Annotated in this window: 13 protein-coding genes; 9 read left to right on the plus strand and 4 right to left on the minus strand. The window is 70.9% G+C overall.

What is annotated here, in order from left to right; translation table 11 throughout:
* Positions 1–3: 3 nt before the first annotated feature.
* Both AC07EG_RS15480 and AC07EG_RS15485 read right to left on the minus strand, forming a co-directional pair.
* Positions 4–795, minus strand: a complete 792-nt coding sequence (locus AC07EG_RS15480) for an SDR family NAD(P)-dependent oxidoreductase (protein WP_478253750.1) — start codon at positions 793–795, stop codon at positions 4–6.
* A gap of 12 nt (positions 796–807) precedes the next feature.
* Positions 808–1,527 (minus strand): SDR family NAD(P)-dependent oxidoreductase, encoded by a 720-nt coding sequence (locus AC07EG_RS15485; RefSeq protein ID WP_478253751.1) that lies wholly within the window; start codon positions 1,525–1,527, stop codon positions 808–810.
* A 114-nt stretch (positions 1,528–1,641) separates the two neighbouring features.
* Between AC07EG_RS15485 and AC07EG_RS15490 the strand changes: the two genes are divergently transcribed.
* From AC07EG_RS15490 to AC07EG_RS15505, 4 genes are read left to right on the plus strand one after another with little or no spacing between them, the layout of a single operon-like run.
* Entirely contained in the window at positions 1,642–3,504 is a 1,863-nt protein-coding gene (locus AC07EG_RS15490) for a primary-amine oxidase (RefSeq protein WP_478253924.1), read from the plus strand.
* A gap of 5 nt (positions 3,505–3,509) precedes the next feature.
* Positions 3,510–4,301, plus strand: a complete 792-nt coding sequence (locus tag AC07EG_RS15495; protein ID WP_478253752.1) for a molybdenum cofactor biosynthesis F family protein — start codon at positions 3,510–3,512, stop codon at positions 4,299–4,301.
* Between the two features lie 3 nt (positions 4,302–4,304).
* Complete coding sequence (locus tag AC07EG_RS15500; RefSeq protein ID WP_478253753.1) at positions 4,305–5,933, plus strand: amidohydrolase; 1,629 nt, start codon at positions 4,305–4,307, stop codon at positions 5,931–5,933.
* Positions 5,934–5,974: 41 nt separating this feature from the next.
* A complete protein-coding gene (locus tag AC07EG_RS15505) occupies positions 5,975–6,568 on the plus strand; it encodes a TetR family transcriptional regulator (protein ID WP_478253754.1) in 594 nt (197 codons plus the stop codon).
* A gap of 183 nt (positions 6,569–6,751) precedes the next feature.
* Here the strand turns inward: AC07EG_RS15505 and AC07EG_RS15510 are convergent, their stop codons facing one another.
* Together AC07EG_RS15510 and AC07EG_RS15515 are read right to left on the minus strand one after the other, a co-directional pair.
* Complete coding sequence (locus AC07EG_RS15510; protein WP_478253755.1) at positions 6,752–7,678, minus strand: alpha/beta hydrolase; 927 nt, start codon at positions 7,676–7,678, stop codon at positions 6,752–6,754.
* A gap of 3 nt (positions 7,679–7,681) precedes the next feature.
* A complete protein-coding gene (locus AC07EG_RS15515; protein WP_478253756.1) occupies positions 7,682–8,668 on the minus strand; it encodes a methyltransferase in 987 nt (328 codons plus the stop codon).
* A gap of 236 nt (positions 8,669–8,904) precedes the next feature.
* Here AC07EG_RS15515 and AC07EG_RS15520 point away from each other — a divergent pair, with 236 nt between their 5' ends.
* The 5 genes from AC07EG_RS15520 to AC07EG_RS15540 are packed head-to-tail and all read left to right on the plus strand — an operon-like array spanning position 8,905 to position 14,824.
* Complete coding sequence (locus AC07EG_RS15520) at positions 8,905–10,662, plus strand: dipeptide ABC transporter ATP-binding protein (RefSeq protein ID WP_478253757.1); 1,758 nt, start codon at positions 8,905–8,907, stop codon at positions 10,660–10,662.
* The gene (locus AC07EG_RS15525) at positions 10,659–12,242 is read left to right on the plus strand and encodes an ABC transporter substrate-binding protein (protein WP_478253758.1); all 1,584 of its coding nucleotides are present in this window, start codon (positions 10,659–10,661) and stop codon (positions 12,240–12,242) included. Before AC07EG_RS15520 ends, AC07EG_RS15525 begins: the two co-directional genes overlap by 4 nt.
* Complete coding sequence (locus AC07EG_RS15530) at positions 12,239–13,183, plus strand: ABC transporter permease (RefSeq protein WP_478253759.1); 945 nt, start codon at positions 12,239–12,241, stop codon at positions 13,181–13,183. Before AC07EG_RS15525 ends, AC07EG_RS15530 begins: the two co-directional genes overlap by 4 nt.
* Positions 13,180–14,094: an ABC transporter permease gene (locus AC07EG_RS15535; RefSeq protein ID WP_478253760.1), complete on the plus strand. Its 915-nt coding sequence runs from the start codon at positions 13,180–13,182 to the stop codon at positions 14,092–14,094. The genes AC07EG_RS15530 and AC07EG_RS15535 overlap by 4 nt, the downstream gene beginning before the upstream one ends.
* A 16-nt stretch (positions 14,095–14,110) precedes the next feature.
* Complete coding sequence (locus tag AC07EG_RS15540) at positions 14,111–14,824, plus strand: alpha/beta fold hydrolase (RefSeq protein ID WP_478253761.1); 714 nt, start codon at positions 14,111–14,113, stop codon at positions 14,822–14,824.
* The last annotated feature ends 24 nt before the right edge of the window (positions 14,825–14,848 follow it).

The raw sequence follows: 14,848 nt of genomic DNA on the forward strand, positions 1-14,848 counted from the left end.
GCACTACATGCCGGCGCGTTCGAAGGCCAGCGTCGGCAGGTCCACCGCGTGGGCGCCGCCGTCGGCGACGAGGACGGCGCCGGTGATGTAGGAGGATTCGGCCGAACCGAGGAAGCGCACGATCGAGGCGATCTCCTCCGGCTCGGCCGCCCGCCGCAGCGGGACCTCGGCGGTGACCCGCCGGTACCCCTCCTCGTGCCCGCCGGTGAACCCGGCCGCGGCGGCGAACTGGTCCATCTCGCCGTCCGCCATCGGGGTGCGCACCCAGCCGGGGCAGACCGCGTTCGCCCGCACCCCGCGCGGGCCGTAGTCCCTGGCGATGGACCGGGTCAGCCCGATCAGCGCGTGCTTGGCCACGGTGTAGCCGGCCACGTTCGGCCCGGCGAACAACCCGGCCAGCGAGGACACGATCACCACCTGTCCCCCGCTCTCCACCAGCGACGGCAGGGTGGCCCGGCAGAAGACGAAGGCGCTGGACAGGTTCGACCGCAGCGCCAGCTCCCACTCCTCGTCCCCGGTGTCGGTCACCGAGGACAGCCCGTGCCCGCCGGCGTTGGCGACCACCACGTCCAGCCGCCCGTACCGGCCGATGATCTCCGCGGTGGCGTGCTCGGCGGCCTCCCGGTCACTGGCATCGCAGGCGATCACGTGCGCACCGGTGTCCGCGGCCACCGCCTCCAGCGGTTCACGCCGCCGCCCGAGCACCACCACCTGCGCGCCTTCGCCGGCGTACCGGCGGGCCACCGCCGCGCCGATACCGGTACCGCCACCCGTGATCGCGACAACCTTGTTCAACTTGCATCCTTCCTAGGCGGGAAAACCGGACCGCGCGGACACGCCGAAGTCGGCGAGCACGGCCTGGCCGTTGACCGTCCGCGAGCACGCGGAGGCCAGGTACAGCACCTGGCAGGCGACGTCCTCGGCCGCCTGCACCGGGAACGCGGGCTCGTCGAGCACCGCGCCGAGATCGGCCCGCGCCATCGGGGTGTCCACCACCGACGGGCACACGCAGTTCACCCGCACCCCGGGCAGCTCCACCGAAAGCGCCCTGGTCAGCGCCACCACGGCGCCCTTCGAGGCGCAGTAGGGCACCATGCCGGGGGCGCTGGTGAAGGCGGAGTCGCTGGCCAGCAGCACCACCGCGCCACCGGCCGCGGTCAGCCACGGCGCCGCGTGCTTGACCAGCAGGAACTGCCCGGTGACGTTGACCGCCAGCAACGCGTTGACGGCCGCCGCCGGGGTGTCGGCGAGCGGGGTGCCGACCGGGCCGGAGATCCCGGCGCAGCCGACCACCACGTCCAGGCCGCCGAAGCGCCGGGCCACCGCGTCCACCGCGGCGGCCACCTCCGCTTCGTCGGTGACATCCGCCCGGACGGCCAGGAAATCGCCGTCGAGAGCGGGCACCGGGGCGAGGTCGAGCGCGCCGACGCGGGCGCCTTCGGCCAGGAACGCCCGTGCGCAGGCCAGTCCGATTCCGGAGGCCGCACCGGTCACCAGCACGGTTCTGCCCGCGAGATCCAGTCGCATGGCGTCATCCTGCGGGCCCGCGCGCGGACGGTGGTTGGCCGTCAGTGCACCCTTCTTGTCCGCAGCCGCACGCCCCTTCGCCGGTCGTTCCGCCGGGGCGCGCGGGCGCCGAGACTGCGAACCATGCACCCACTCGACCCGCTGACCGCCGGCGAACTGGCGGCGGGCCGCGCGGCACTGGCCGCCGAGGGCCTGCTCACCGAGACCACCCGGTTCCCCCAGGTGCTGCCGGTCGAGCCGGACAAGGCGAGCGTGACCGCGCTGGTGGCCGACCGGCGCATCCAGTACACGCTGCTGGACACGGCCACCGGGCGCGCCCGCGATGCGGTGGTCTCGGTGACCAAGCACGAGGTCCTGTCCGTCGAGGACTGCGGTGAAGGCCAACCCGCCTACCTCTTCGAGGAGTACGACCTCGCCGCGTCGATCACCAAGGCGTCCCCCGGGTGGCAGGCGGCGATGGCCCGGCGCGGCCTCGCCGATCGCGTCGAGCACGCCTTCTGCGCCCCGCTGGCCCCGGGTTTCTTCGGCAGGCCCGACGAGACCGGGCGGGTGATCCGGTCACTGACCTTCCTGCGTGACGACGCGCAGGACAGCCCGTGGGCGCACCCCGTCGAAGGGCTGATCGTGCACATCGACCTGACCGAGCGGCGGGTGCTCCGGGTCGAGGACGAGGGCGACGTGCCGGTGCCGCCGGAACACGGCCGGTACGGTGACGTCCCGGCCCGCACCACGCTCAAGCCGATCGAGATCACCCAGCCGGACGGCCCCAGCTTCACCGTCGACGGCAGCGAGGTCACCTGGGAGGGCTGGCGCCTGCGCGTCGGTTTCAACGCCCGCGAAGGGCTGACGCTGCACCAGGTCGGCTTCCAGGGCCGGTCGGTGCTGTACCGGGCGTCGGTGCCGGAGATGGTCGTGCCCTACGGCGACACCGCACCCGGCCGGTTCTGGATCAGCTACTTCGACGCGGGTGAGTACCTGCTCGGCAAGAACGGCAACAGCCTGCGGCTCGGCTGCGACTGCCTCGGGGTCATCCACTACTTCCCGGCCTTCGTCGCCGACGACCACGGCCACCCCGTCGAGATCCCGAACGCCATCTGCATGCACGAAGAGGACTACGGCATCCTCTGGAAGCACACCGACCTCGACGGCCACGCCGAGGTCCGCCGGTCGCGGCGGCTGGTCATCTCGTCGATCTCCACCATCGGCAACTACGACTACGGTTTCTTCTGGTACTTCTACCTCGACGGCACCGTCGAGCTGGAGGCGAAGGCCACCGGGGTCGTGTTCGCCGCCGGCGGGCGGTCCGGGGAGCCGCAGCCGCACGCCAGCGAGATCGCCCCCGGCCTGTTCGCCCCGGTGCACCAGCACCTGTTCTGCGCCCGGCTGGACGTGGCCGTCGACGGCGAACGCAATTCGCTGCACGAAATCGACGTCGAAGGCGTGCCGACCGGCGAACACAACCCGTACGGCAACGCCTTCACCTGGCGGGAAACCCCGCTGCGCACCGAGCAGGAAGCCCAGCGCCTGGCGAACCCCGCCACCGCCCGGGTGTGGGAGGTCCGCAGTGCCGAACGGACGAACCGGCTCGGCACGCCCACGGCCTACCAGCTCGTCCCGAAGCCGTCGGCGACCCTGATGGCGCAACCGGGGTCGACCGTCCACGAACGAGCGACCTTCGCCACCCGGCACCTGTGGGCCACCCCGTACCAAGCCGAAGAGCGCTTCCCCGCCGGTGACCGGCCGAACGCGCACCCCGGCGGCGCCGGGCTGCCCGCCTGGACCGCCGCGAACCGCGACCTCGTCAACGCCGATCTCGTGCTGTGGCACGTCTTCGGTCCCACCCACATCCCGCGTCCCGAGGACTGGCCGGTGATGCCGGTCGACTACTCGGGCTTCACCTTCCGCCCCTACGGCTTCTGCGACCGCAATCCCGCACTCGACCTGCCCGCCGGCCGACACTGCCACGCTGAGGACTGAAACCGATGACCGAACTGACCCTGTCCGACACCTCCACCTGGCTGCCGCTGGACGGCCTGGCCCCCGGGTTCGACGCGAACAAGGCGCCGACCGTCGGTGATCTGCACGGCCGCTCGTTCGAGCTGAGCTGCGCCGACGGCACCGCCTTCACCGCGGCGTTCACCGGCACCCGGGTCGAGTGGCGCCACCACGGCTCCGGCACCGACCGCTGCGAGACCTTCCTGGTCGACGACGAGCTGTACTACATCCAGTTCCACCCCAGCGCGCGGCAGGAGGAAGCGGTCACCCTGCTGCTCGACCTCCGGCTGGGGCGGGCGCTGCTGGTGCTCAGCCGCATCGGCGACACCTCGCCGCGGGTGACGCAGACCTTCCTGGCCGCCACCATCGACGGCTTCGAGACGCGTGGTGAACCGCTCGCGCCGAGCACGTCGCTGATCGGGCGCCGGGTGCTGTGGGTCTACAGCACCGCCCACGCCTACGAGCACGTCTACCTGAGCCCGCACTGGTACACCTGGCAGTGCCTGGCCGGTCCGGAGAAGGGGCTCGCCGACACCGACGAGAACTCGGTCTACGAGCTGCGGCCGGGGATCTACGTGTTCGCCTGGCGGGAGAAGGTGATCCCGTGCGCGTCGGTGACCGTCGCCGACCACCGCGACGCCCGGCGCCTGCGCTCGCACGGCGTACTGTTCGGTTTGGACTCCTCCGGGAGCAAGCCGACCCACTTCACCTTCGGCGCGCACGGCAGGCTGCTCAGCACCACCGTGCACCCGGAGACCTTCGACCCCGCCGGGAGCTGAGCCTTGGCCGCCGACCTGATCCTCACCAACGCCACGGTCTACCCGGTGGACCCCGGCAGGCCGTGGGCCTCCGCGCTGGCGGTCAAGGACGGCCGGGTGCTGTCGCTGGAGGAGGTCGAGCGCGGCCCGAAGACCGAGGTGCTCGACCTCGGCGGCGCCTTCGTCATGCCCGGCCTGGTCGACGTGCACACCCACCACGCCTTCGCCGGGCGGGCGGCGCTGTTCGAACTGGACCTGGGCACGGAGGCGGACTTCGACCGGCTGCTGGCCGCGGTCCGGGACCGCGCGGCGGGGCTGGGACCGGACGAATGGGTGATCGGCGGCGCGTGGGCGTCCACCCTGGTCGCCAGGCTGTCGCGGAGCGACGCCCGGCGGGCCCTCGACGAGGCGGCGGGTGGCCGCCCGGTCACCCTGACCGACGACAGCAGGCACAACCGCTGGGTCAGCAGCCGGGCGCTGGAGCTGGCCGGGATCACCGCCGCCACGCCGGACCCGGCGGGCGGGGAGATCGTCCGCGAGCGGGGGGAACCCACCGGGGTGCTGCTCGAAGCCGCCGGTGTGCTGGTCGAACACGCCGTGCGCGAGACGCGGACGCTCACCGAGGAGCAGCACGCCGCCGCCTCGCAGCACGCCATCGGCACGCTGCACTCGTACGGGGTGACCGCCTTCCAGGACGCCGGGGTCTCGGTCGACATCCTGCGGGCGCTGAAGTCGCTCGACGACGCCGGTGCGCTGCACTGCTGGGTGGTCTCGTCGCTGCTGATCAACGACCCGATCTTCGGTTTCGACCCGATCGGCGCACCGCTGCTGGAGGTGGCCGGGCGCTACCGCACCGAGCACCACCGGCCGGACTTCGTGAAGATCTTCCTCGACGGCGTGCCGCCGACCCGCACCGCCGCCTTCCTGGAGCCGTACCTGCCCGACGAGGCCCACGGCGGCTGCCACCACGGCGCCACCACCATGCCCGGTCCCGAGCTGGAGGGCTGGTTGCGCACGGCGGCCGAGGCGGGCCTGTCGGCCAAGGTCCACTGCACCGGCGACGCCTCGGTCCGCGCCACCCTGGACGCGGTGGAGAAGGTGCGGGCGCAGGGGTACACCGAGGCGCGGTTCCAGGTGGCGCACGGCCAGTTCGTGCACCCGGACGACGTGCCGCGGTTCGCCGCGCTGGACGTCTCCGCCGACATCTCGCCGTTCCTGTGGGTGCCCGGGGTCATCCCGGCGGCCATCGCCGAGGTGCTGCCCGGCGACCGGGCGGCACGCATGCAGCCCAACCGCTCGCTGCTGGACAGCGGGGCGCTGGTGGCGGGTGGCTCGGACTGGCCGGTCAGCGAGTCGCCGGACGCCTGGGAGGGCATCCAGGGCCTGGTCACCCGGCGGGACCCGACCGGCGTGCACCCCGGTGCGCTGTGGCCGGAGCAGGCGATCTCCCTGCCCGAGGCGATCGAGGCGTTCACCATCGGCAGCGCCCGCGCGATGGGCCTCGACGGGGTCACCGGTTCGCTGACCCCGGGCAAGTCGGCCGACTTCCTGGTCCTGGACCGGGACCCGTTCCGGACCGACCCGGAGGAGCTGGCCAGGACGACGGTGGTGGAGACGTGGTTCGCCGGGCAGCGGGTGTTCCGCCGCGACTGATCTCCTACACTGGTAGACGAACCAGTCCGGGAGGCCAGCCGATGCCGAAGATCATCGACCACGACCAGCGTCGCAGTGAGATCGTCGATGTCACCTGGGACCTGATCACCAGGGGCGGGATCGAAGCCGCAACCATGCGCGAGATCGCGGCGGCGGCCGGTTACGCCAACGGCGCGCTCAAGCTCTACTTCCCGAGCAAGGAAGACATCATCGAGGCCACCTACGAGCGCGCGCTCGGCATGATGCGCGCCTACGTGGAACTCGACGAGCTGCGGGGCCTGGTCGCCCTGCGAGAACTGTGCTTCTCCTCGATGCCGATCGACGAGGAACGCATCGCCGCCGGTCGCGTGCTGCTGACTTTCTGGCAGATGTCGCTGACGAACCGCAAACTGCACGACAAGTACCTGGAACACGTGCGGGAGTGGCGGGGCCTGCTGCACCGCTACCTCACCGAAGGCCGCGAAGACGGCGACATCGTCACCCCCACCCCGGACGAGCAACTGGTCGACGAAATCGTCCTGCTCAACGCCGGCGCGAACGTCATGAGCCTGGTCAGCGGCGAGTTCTCCACCGTGGCCCTGCAACACGCCCACCTGGAAACCTTCTTCGCCCGCCTGACCACCCCCACCGCCTGAGTTCCCGGGTTTCGGCAACCAACCGCAGCCGGCCATCCCAACAGGAGCGGGCACCCAGCCCCCCTCCCACCCCGGTCCACAGCCAAAACTCGGCGAAGACCTCGATGTCAAGGCATCTTTCCCGCCTTGACATCGAGGTCTTCGCCGTAGTCACACTGAAAAGCGGGGTGGCCCCCGACGCACTCAGCCGAACACGCCCCGCAGATACCCCGCCACCTGCCCATGCGACCGCCCCGACGCCGGCAGCTCCGTGTACAACCCGTAGAACCCGTGGATCTGCCCCGGATACCGGCACATCTCCACCTCCACCCCCGCCTCCGCCAGCCGACGGGCGAACTCCTCCCCCTCATCCCGCAGCACGTCGTACTCCGCGGTGAGCACCAGCGCGGGCGGCAGCCCCGACAGGTCCTCCGCCCGCAACGGCAGCAGGTACGGATCGTCCAGCTGCGCCGGATCCGAAACGTACTGGGCGAAGAAGAACCGCATCGCCCCAGCGGTCATCCCGTACCCCTCCGCGAAATCCGCATAGGACGAATACCCGTCGTCCGGGTGACCGTAGACCGGGCAGATCAGCACCTGAGCCGCCAGCGGCGGTCCACCCCGATCCCGCGCCATCATCGAGACCACGGTGGACAGGTTGCCACCCGCGCTCTCCCCGCCGACAGCGATGCGCGCCGGGTCGACCGCCGGACCGGCACCCCCACCGGCCAGCCACTCGACCACCGCGTAGCAGTCCGACGGCGCCGCCGGGTACGGGTGCTCCGGCGCCAGCCGGTAGTCCACCGCCACCACCGCGACCCCCGCCGCGTTGCAGACCGCCCGCGACGCCACCTCGTTCTCGTCGATCGAGCCGATGGTCCACCCCCCACCGTGGATCCACACGAAAACCGGCACCGGCCCGGAAGCCTCCGGCAGGTACAACCGCACCCGCGGCCCGTCCGGCACGAACAGGTCGGTGACCGACGCGACCGGCTCCACCGTTTCCGGGCGCCGCCACGACGCCGCGAAGGCCGCCCGCATCTCGGCCGCGGTCGGCGGCCGGACCGGCTCCCCGGCAGCGGGCGCGGGACTACGGGCCAGCAGTTCCCGGACAGCGGGATCGAGGGTCACGGCTCACACCGCTTCCGCGACCAGGACCCGCGGGCTGCCCGGCAGCGCCAGCCGGTCCACCACCCGCCAGCCCGCCTCGCCCAGCCACCCGCGCACCTCGGCCTCCGGGTAGACCACCGTGCCGTCGATCACCAGGTACTCCCCGGCGTGCAACGCGTCGAGCGGCCGCTGGACCGGGTCGTCGTCGAGGAAGAAGTCGAGCAGCAGCAGCCGGGCACCGGGAGCCGCCGCCGCGCGGGCGTGCCGCAGGATGCCCTGGTTCTGCTCGGCGGTGAACCGGTGCACCACGTGGTTGACCATGACCAGGTCGAACTCGCCGTCCGGTTCCGCGGTCTCGGTCTCGGCGCCCACCACCACCGCGCGGTCCGCCAGCCCGGCCGACGCCACCGCCTCGGTAACCGGCTCGACCGAGCGCGGAGCGAACACGAACGTGGTGTGCAGTTCCGGGTTCGCGGTCATGGCCTCCACCGCGAACGCGCTCGACAGCCCGCCGAGGTCGAGCAGCTTCCGGTGCCCGGAGTAGTCGAACGCCCGCGCCAGCATCTTGGCGTGCAGCGCGTTGTAGGTCATCACGCCGCCGAGGAAGGTGCCCCAGCGCTCGTCGTCCATGTCCAGTTCCCCCGGCTCGCCGGTGTCGGCGGTGCGGCCGAACTGGAGCCAGTGCCCGTAGCTGATCGAGTCGAGGAAGCCGAGGAACGGCGCCAGGTCCAGGTCGCCACCGCCGAGGTAGGCCGCGGTGTCGGCGGTCAGCTCGTACCATCCGTCCACACGCGACAACACACCCAGTGACGACATGGCGTCACCGAGGATGCGGGTGATCCGCTCCGGCCTGCCGGTCTTCTCCGCCAGTTCCGCGGCGGTCAGCGGTCCCGCGCCGAGCGCGGTGAACAGGCCGATGCGGCTCGCCGCGAAGAGCTGCTTCGCCGCCATGTACCCCACGGCGATGTCCACGATCCGCTCGGGACTGGCTGTTTCGGTGGACCCGGTCACGGTCACCCTCCTTCACTTGGTTCGGCATGAGTCTACATACGTAGATAAAAGAATCCAGTGTCGGTTTTCCCCGGCCAGCAAGCAAAACCGGCCGGATATCAACTTCCTACATTCGTAGAATATAACCATTGACAGGGCACCCCACCGGTGTCAACATGCGTAGAACTACCCCTGCCGGCGGCCCCCGTTCCCCGGCAGTCCGGTCCGCGTCGGGCGGGCACGAGGAAGGGGAATTCATGACCCTGCTCGAACTACGAAAACTCACCGTCGGCGTGCTCACCGACGAAACCGAGCGCGAACTGGTCCGCGAACTCTCGTTCGACCTGGAACAGGGCCGGACACTCTGCGTGGTCGGCGAGTCCGGTAGCGGCAAGACGGTGACCGCGTTGTCGATCATCCGGCTGCTGGAGTTCGTCGCGCCGGTGCGCACCCGCGGCCGGATCGCCGTGGACGGCGTGGACCTGACCGAGCTGTCCGCCGACGAGATGCGGGCCTACCGCGGTCCGCGCATCGGCATGATCTTCCAGGAGGCGCTGGATTCGCTGAACCCGAGCCAGCGCGTGGGCAGGCAGCTGGTGGAGGCCTACCGCAAACCCGGTTCGCTGCCGCGGCAGGCGGTCCGCAAGGGCACCCCGCTGCACCGCGAAGCCGAAGCGAAGGCACGCGGGCTGCTCGCCGAAGTCGGCCTGACCGACACCGAGCGCGTGCTTTCGCTGTACCCGCACCAGATGTCGGGTGGCATGCAGCAGCGGGTGATGATCGCGCTGGCGCTGATGGCCGACCCGAGCCTGCTCATCGCCGACGAGCCGACCACCGCGCTGGACGTGACCACCCAGGCGGAGATCCTCACCCTGTTCGACCGGGTCCGCCGCGACCACGGCACCGCCTGCGTGTTCATCACCCACGACATGGGCGTGGCCGCGCAGGTGGCCGACCGGATCGCGGTGATGTACCGCGGCGAGCTGGTCGAACTCGGGTCCAAAGAGGACATCCTCGGCAACCCGAAGCACCCCTACACCAGGGCGCTGCTCGACTGCGTGCCGCAGCTCGGCGTGAGCAGGCGCGACGGCTTCCCCACCATCTCCGAGGCGCTGCTCGAAGCCGCGATGAACGGCGAATCGGCGGTGGCCACCGAAACCAGGGCACTGCGCGCGCAACCGGAACGCACCGGCGAGGGCACCCCGCTGGTCATCGAAAAAGTGTCCAAAGTGTACGGACGCCGCGGCCGCTTCTCGTTGGTCCGCGAACCCGAGGTGCACGCGGTCAAGGAGGTGTCGCTGACCGTCGAGCCCGGCGAGTTCTTCGGCCTGGTCGGCGAATCGGGTTCCGGCAAGACCACGCTCGGCCGCCTGATCAGCGCGCTCGAACCGCCGACCGGCGGCGCGATCGCCTTCGGCGAGCACCGCTGCACCCCGGCCGGGCTCGACGGTGACGAACGCGCCTTCCGCCGCCGCGCCCAGCTCATCTTCCAGGACCCGCAGAGCTCACTCGACCCGCGGCACACCGCCGCCCGCATCATCGCCGAACCGCTGCGGGAGCTGACCGGGCTGCGCGGAGCCGAACTCGACCGCCGGGTCGCCGAGCTGATCGACGAGGTCGGCCTGCCGGCGGGCACCGCGGCCAAACTGCCGTCGCAGTTGTCCGGTGGCCAGCGGCAGCGGGTCTCGATCGCCCGTGCGATCGCCGCGGAACCCGAGCTGATCGTGGCCGACGAGCCCACCTCGGCCCTCGACGTCTCGGTGCAGGGCCAGGTGATGAACCTGCTGCTGGACCTGCGGCGGACGCGGGCGCTGAGCCTGGTGTTCATCACCCACAACCTGAGCCTGGTGCTGTCGGTCGCCGACCGCGTCGGCGTGATGTACCGGGGTGAGCTGATCGAGGTCGGCGAACCGGACGAGGTCCGGCTGCGCCCGCGGCACGACTACACCCGCCGCCTGCTCGCGGCGAACCCCGAACTGCCCTCCTTCCCCCACACAGGATTGCGGAACTCATGAGACGACGAACCCTGACCTCGGCCGTGCTCGGCGTGGTGACCGCCGTGCTGCTCAGCTCCTGCATGGGGGCGGCGGGCGGTGGCCCAGCCGCCGACGGCCCGCCGGTGCGCGGCGGCAACCTCGACGTCGCCGTGCCCACCGACCCCCAGTCGCTGGACATGGTCGCCAATCCCGGCCAGGTGACCGCGCACATCGGCAACATGATGTACGAGAAGCTGTTCGAGGTGGACCGCACGTTCACCGCGCGGCCGATGCTGGTGCAGGACTACACCATCAGCCCGGACCGGCTGGACTACACCTTCCGGCTGCGCGGTGGCGTCACCTTCCACGACGGCAACCCGCTGACCGCGAACGACGTGGTGGCCAGCCTGCAGCGCTGGCAGCAGGGCCACCGCACCGGGCAGCTGGTCTCCCCGGACATCGAGTCGATCACCGCGCCGGACCCGGCCACCGTGGCCATCAAGCTCAAGCGGCCGCGCTACCCGCTGATCGACGAGCTGTCCGGGGCGGGCACGGAGATCTACGAGGCGAAGAACCTCGCCGGCCTGCCGCCGACCGGCTTCTCCCAGGACAAGGCGATCGGCACCGGGCCGTACAAGCTGAAGAGCTGGGACATCGGCCGGGAACTGGTGCTGGAACGGCACCCCGGCTACGCCTCGCGGTCCGAGGAGGACTGGGGCGGGCAGGCCGGGGCCAAGCACGCCTACCTGGACACGGTGACCTACAAGGTGGTCTCCGACCAGGACGCGCTGATCAACGGCCTGCAGACCGGCCAGTGGGACCACGTGATGCCGACCAACGACCAGTTCGAGACGCTGCGCGCGAATCCGGCGGTGGTGGTGCACAACCTGCCCGGCGGCAACCAGAACGTGATCATCCCGAACTTCAACCCCGGCTCCCGCTTCGCCGATCCCCGGGCCCGCCAGGCGCTGAACCTGCTGCTGGACAAGCCGGCCATCAACGCGGCCACCGGCGGCAGCAAGGACCTCACCGTGGAGACCGGGGCCTTCGCCTCCCCGGACAACAAGGCGTTCCACTCCACCGCCGGGGACGAGGTCTACCGGCAGCGCGACCCGGAGAAGGCCCGGCAGCTGCTCGCCGAAACCGGGGTCACCGCCGGGGCGACCATCCGCATCGTCACCACGAACTCCTACCCCGAGTTCGGCAAGTGGGCGGTGCTGATCCAGGACGAACTGTCCGAGCTGGGCATCAACACCAAGATCGACACCTTCGACTTCGCCACCATGCTGGGCACGCTGACCAAGGACCCGGGTGGCTGGGACCTGACCACGCTGTTCTTCGACTCGGCGCTGACCTCACCCGCCCAGATGCCCGCGCTCACCCTCGGCACGCTGAACGGCTCGTCCTCGCCCGAACTGGACGCGCTGATGGCCGAGTACAACGCCTCGACCTCGCCGGAGCAGGCGCGGGCGGTGGTGGAGAAGTTCCAGGCGTTCACCTGGCAGCAGCTGTCGGTGATCACGCTGAGCCAGTCGAAGCTGTACGCGGCCTACTCCCCCAAGCTCAAGGGCTACGGCGACTTCTACCGCGTGTTCTGGAACTCCTGGCTGGCCGCATGACCGGGCTGCTGCTGCGCAGGCTGCGCGACCTGCTGATCATCCTGGTGATCGTCGGCACGATGATGTTCTTCGTCATCCGGCTCATCCCCGGCGACCCGGCGCAGGCCATCCTCGGTCCGACCGCACGCCCGGCCGACGTGGACGCGCTGCGGGAGAGCATGGGGCTCAACGGCTCGCTGTGGGAGCAGTACCTGAGCTGGGCCGGGAACGTGCTGCAGGGCGACTTCGGCACGTCGATCACCTACCACGCCCCGGTGCTCGGGGTGGTCGCCGAGCACATCCTGCCGACGCTGACCCTGGCCGTGCTGTCCACGGTGATCAGCTTCTTCCTGTCGGTGGCGATCACCTCCTGGCAGGCGGTGTCACCGCGCAACCCGCTGGCGCGGGCGCTGGACCGGCTCTCCGCGCTCGGCATGGCGATGCCGGACTTCTGGATCTCGCTGGTGCTGGTGCTGGTGTTCTCGGTGACGCTGCGGTGGTTCCCGTCCAGCGGCTACGAGAACCTGTTCACCGATCCGGCCACCGCGGTGCCCGCGCTGGTGCTGCCGCTGACCGTGCTGGTGATCGGGCAGACCGCGTTGTTCGTGCTGACCCTGCGGGAGAGCCTGCTCGGTGAACTGCCGCTGGCCTACCTGCGCACCGCGCGGGTCAAGGGCCTGTCCGAGCGGCAGGTGATGCTCAAGCACGTGCTGCCGAACGCGCTGATGCCGCTGATCACCCAGCTGGGCAGCAACTTCGCCATGCTGGTCGGCGGCATCGTGATCATCGAGTCCATCTTCGTCGTGCCCGGCCTCGGCCACCTGCTGATGGGTGCGGTCTCCACCCGCGACTTCCCGCTGATCCAGGGCGTGACGTTGTTCGTCGCGGTGCTGTTCGTGCTGGTCAACCTGCTGGTCGACCTGTCGTACGCACTGCTCGACCCGAAGGTGCGTGTGGCATGAGCGTGGCTCTGGCCGATCCGTCCGCCCCGGTGGCCGACGCGCCGGCTCCCCGCCGGGCGGCCCGGGTGTTCCGGCGCAACCGGCTGCTGGTGATCTCCAGCGCGCTGCTGGCGCTGATCGTGCTCGCGGTGGTGGTGCTGCCGTTCTTCCTGCCGAGCGTGAGCGCCACCGATCCGGTGAACCGGCTGCTGCCGCCGTCGGCGGCGCACCCGCTGGGCACCGACTCCTTCGGCCGCGACGTGCTCGCCCGGCTGGTCTCCGGCGGGCGCGCCTCGCTGGGGCTGGCCGCGTTGATCACCCTCTGCGCGGCCTTCTCCGGAATGGTGATCGGGCTGGTCAGCGGCTTCTTCCGGGCCGCGGACGCGGTGCTGATGCGGGTGATGGACGCCTGGATGTCGTTCCCGGCGATCATCCTGGCGATGGCGCTGGCCATCTCGCTGGGCGCGAGCATCTGGACCGAGCTGATCGCGCTGACGGTCATCTTCACCCCGTTCACCGCCAGGGTGATCCGCAGCCGGGTGCTCGGCATCGCCGCCCGCGCCTACATCGGCGCGGCCAGGGTGTCCGGGATGAGCAGGTGGAAGATCCTGCTGGTGCACGTGTTCCCGAACGTGCTGCCGCTGGCGCTGGTGCAGGTGGTCATCCTGTCCGCGTCGGCGATGCTGGTCGACGGCGCGATGAGCTTCCTCGGCCTCGGCATCGCTCCCCCGACGCCGACCTGGGGCAACATGATCGCCGAAGGCCGGTCGTACCTGGTGGTCGCACCGTGGCTGGTGGTGGTGCCGGGGGTGACGATCATGGTCTGCGTGTTCCTGCTGAACCTGATCGGCTCGTCCCTGCGCATCGCCGTCGACGCCAGGGCCAGGACGCTGAGCGAGCTGCAGCGCCTGCGCACCCGGCCCGTTTCGTAGCTGAGAAAGGAGTCCGTTGTCCGCCACCACTTTGGCCGTGCGCCGCTTCGCCCCCGAGACCGAGTCGGGACCACCCGTGCTGCTACTGCACGGCTTCGCCTCCGACGGGCACACCGACTGGATCACCACCGGCTGGCCGTCGGCGCTGACCGCCGCCGGGCGCGCGGTGCTGGTCCCCGACCTGCCCGGGCACGGCTCCAGCCCGGCGCCCGGCGACCCACCCACCCCGAAGGCGATCACCGCCGAGCTGGCCGGGCTGGTCGCCGATCTGTCCGAAGTGGACGTGGTCGGGTATTCGCTGGGGGCCCGGCTCGCCTGGGAACTGCCCGCCCAGGCACCCGTGCGGCGGCTGGTGCTGGCCGGGTTGAGCCCGGTGGAACCGTTCGGCGCGGTCGACCTGGAGGCCGCGCTGGCCTTCGCCGAGGGCGGGAAACCGCCGTCCGATCCGCTCACCGCGATGATCGCGCACATGATCACCGCGCCGGGGCGGAACCCGGTGGCGCTGGCCCGGTGCGTCGAGGGGTTGCGCCGGGAACCGTTCGCGCCGGTGGCGGGGGCGGTTGACGTGCCCACCCGGTTCGTGGCGGGTGAGGAGGACCCGGTGAGTCGGGGGATTGAGCAGCTCGTCGAGGTGGTGGCGGGGTCGGAGTTGATTCGTGTGCCTGGGGATCACGGTGGGGCGTTGCGTGGTCCGGAGTTCAAGGCTGCGACCCTGGAATTTCTTCGTTGATGGGGTTTCCCACCCCGCTTTTTT

The organism is Amycolatopsis sp. NPDC045836 (assembly GCF_056431745.1).

Excerpts from the sequence above, each read along its gene's own strand:
- AC07EG_RS15485 (WP_478253751.1), bottom strand. The coding sequence starts at position 1,527 with ATGCGACTGGATCTCGCGGGCAGAACCGTGCTGGTGACCGGTGCGGCC.
- AC07EG_RS15495 (WP_478253752.1), top strand. The coding sequence starts at position 3,510 with ATGACCGAACTGACCCTGTCCGACACCTCCACCTGGCTGCCGCTGGAC.
- AC07EG_RS15505 (WP_478253754.1), top strand. The coding sequence starts at position 5,975 with ATGCCGAAGATCATCGACCACGACCAGCGTCGCAGTGAGATCGTCGAT.
- AC07EG_RS15520 (WP_478253757.1), top strand. The coding sequence starts at position 8,905 with ATGACCCTGCTCGAACTACGAAAACTCACCGTCGGCGTGCTCACCGAC.
- AC07EG_RS15525 (WP_478253758.1), top strand. The coding sequence starts at position 10,659 with ATGAGACGACGAACCCTGACCTCGGCCGTGCTCGGCGTGGTGACCGCC.
- AC07EG_RS15530 (WP_478253759.1), top strand. The coding sequence starts at position 12,239 with ATGACCGGGCTGCTGCTGCGCAGGCTGCGCGACCTGCTGATCATCCTG.
- AC07EG_RS15535 (WP_478253760.1), top strand. The coding sequence starts at position 13,180 with ATGAGCGTGGCTCTGGCCGATCCGTCCGCCCCGGTGGCCGACGCGCCG.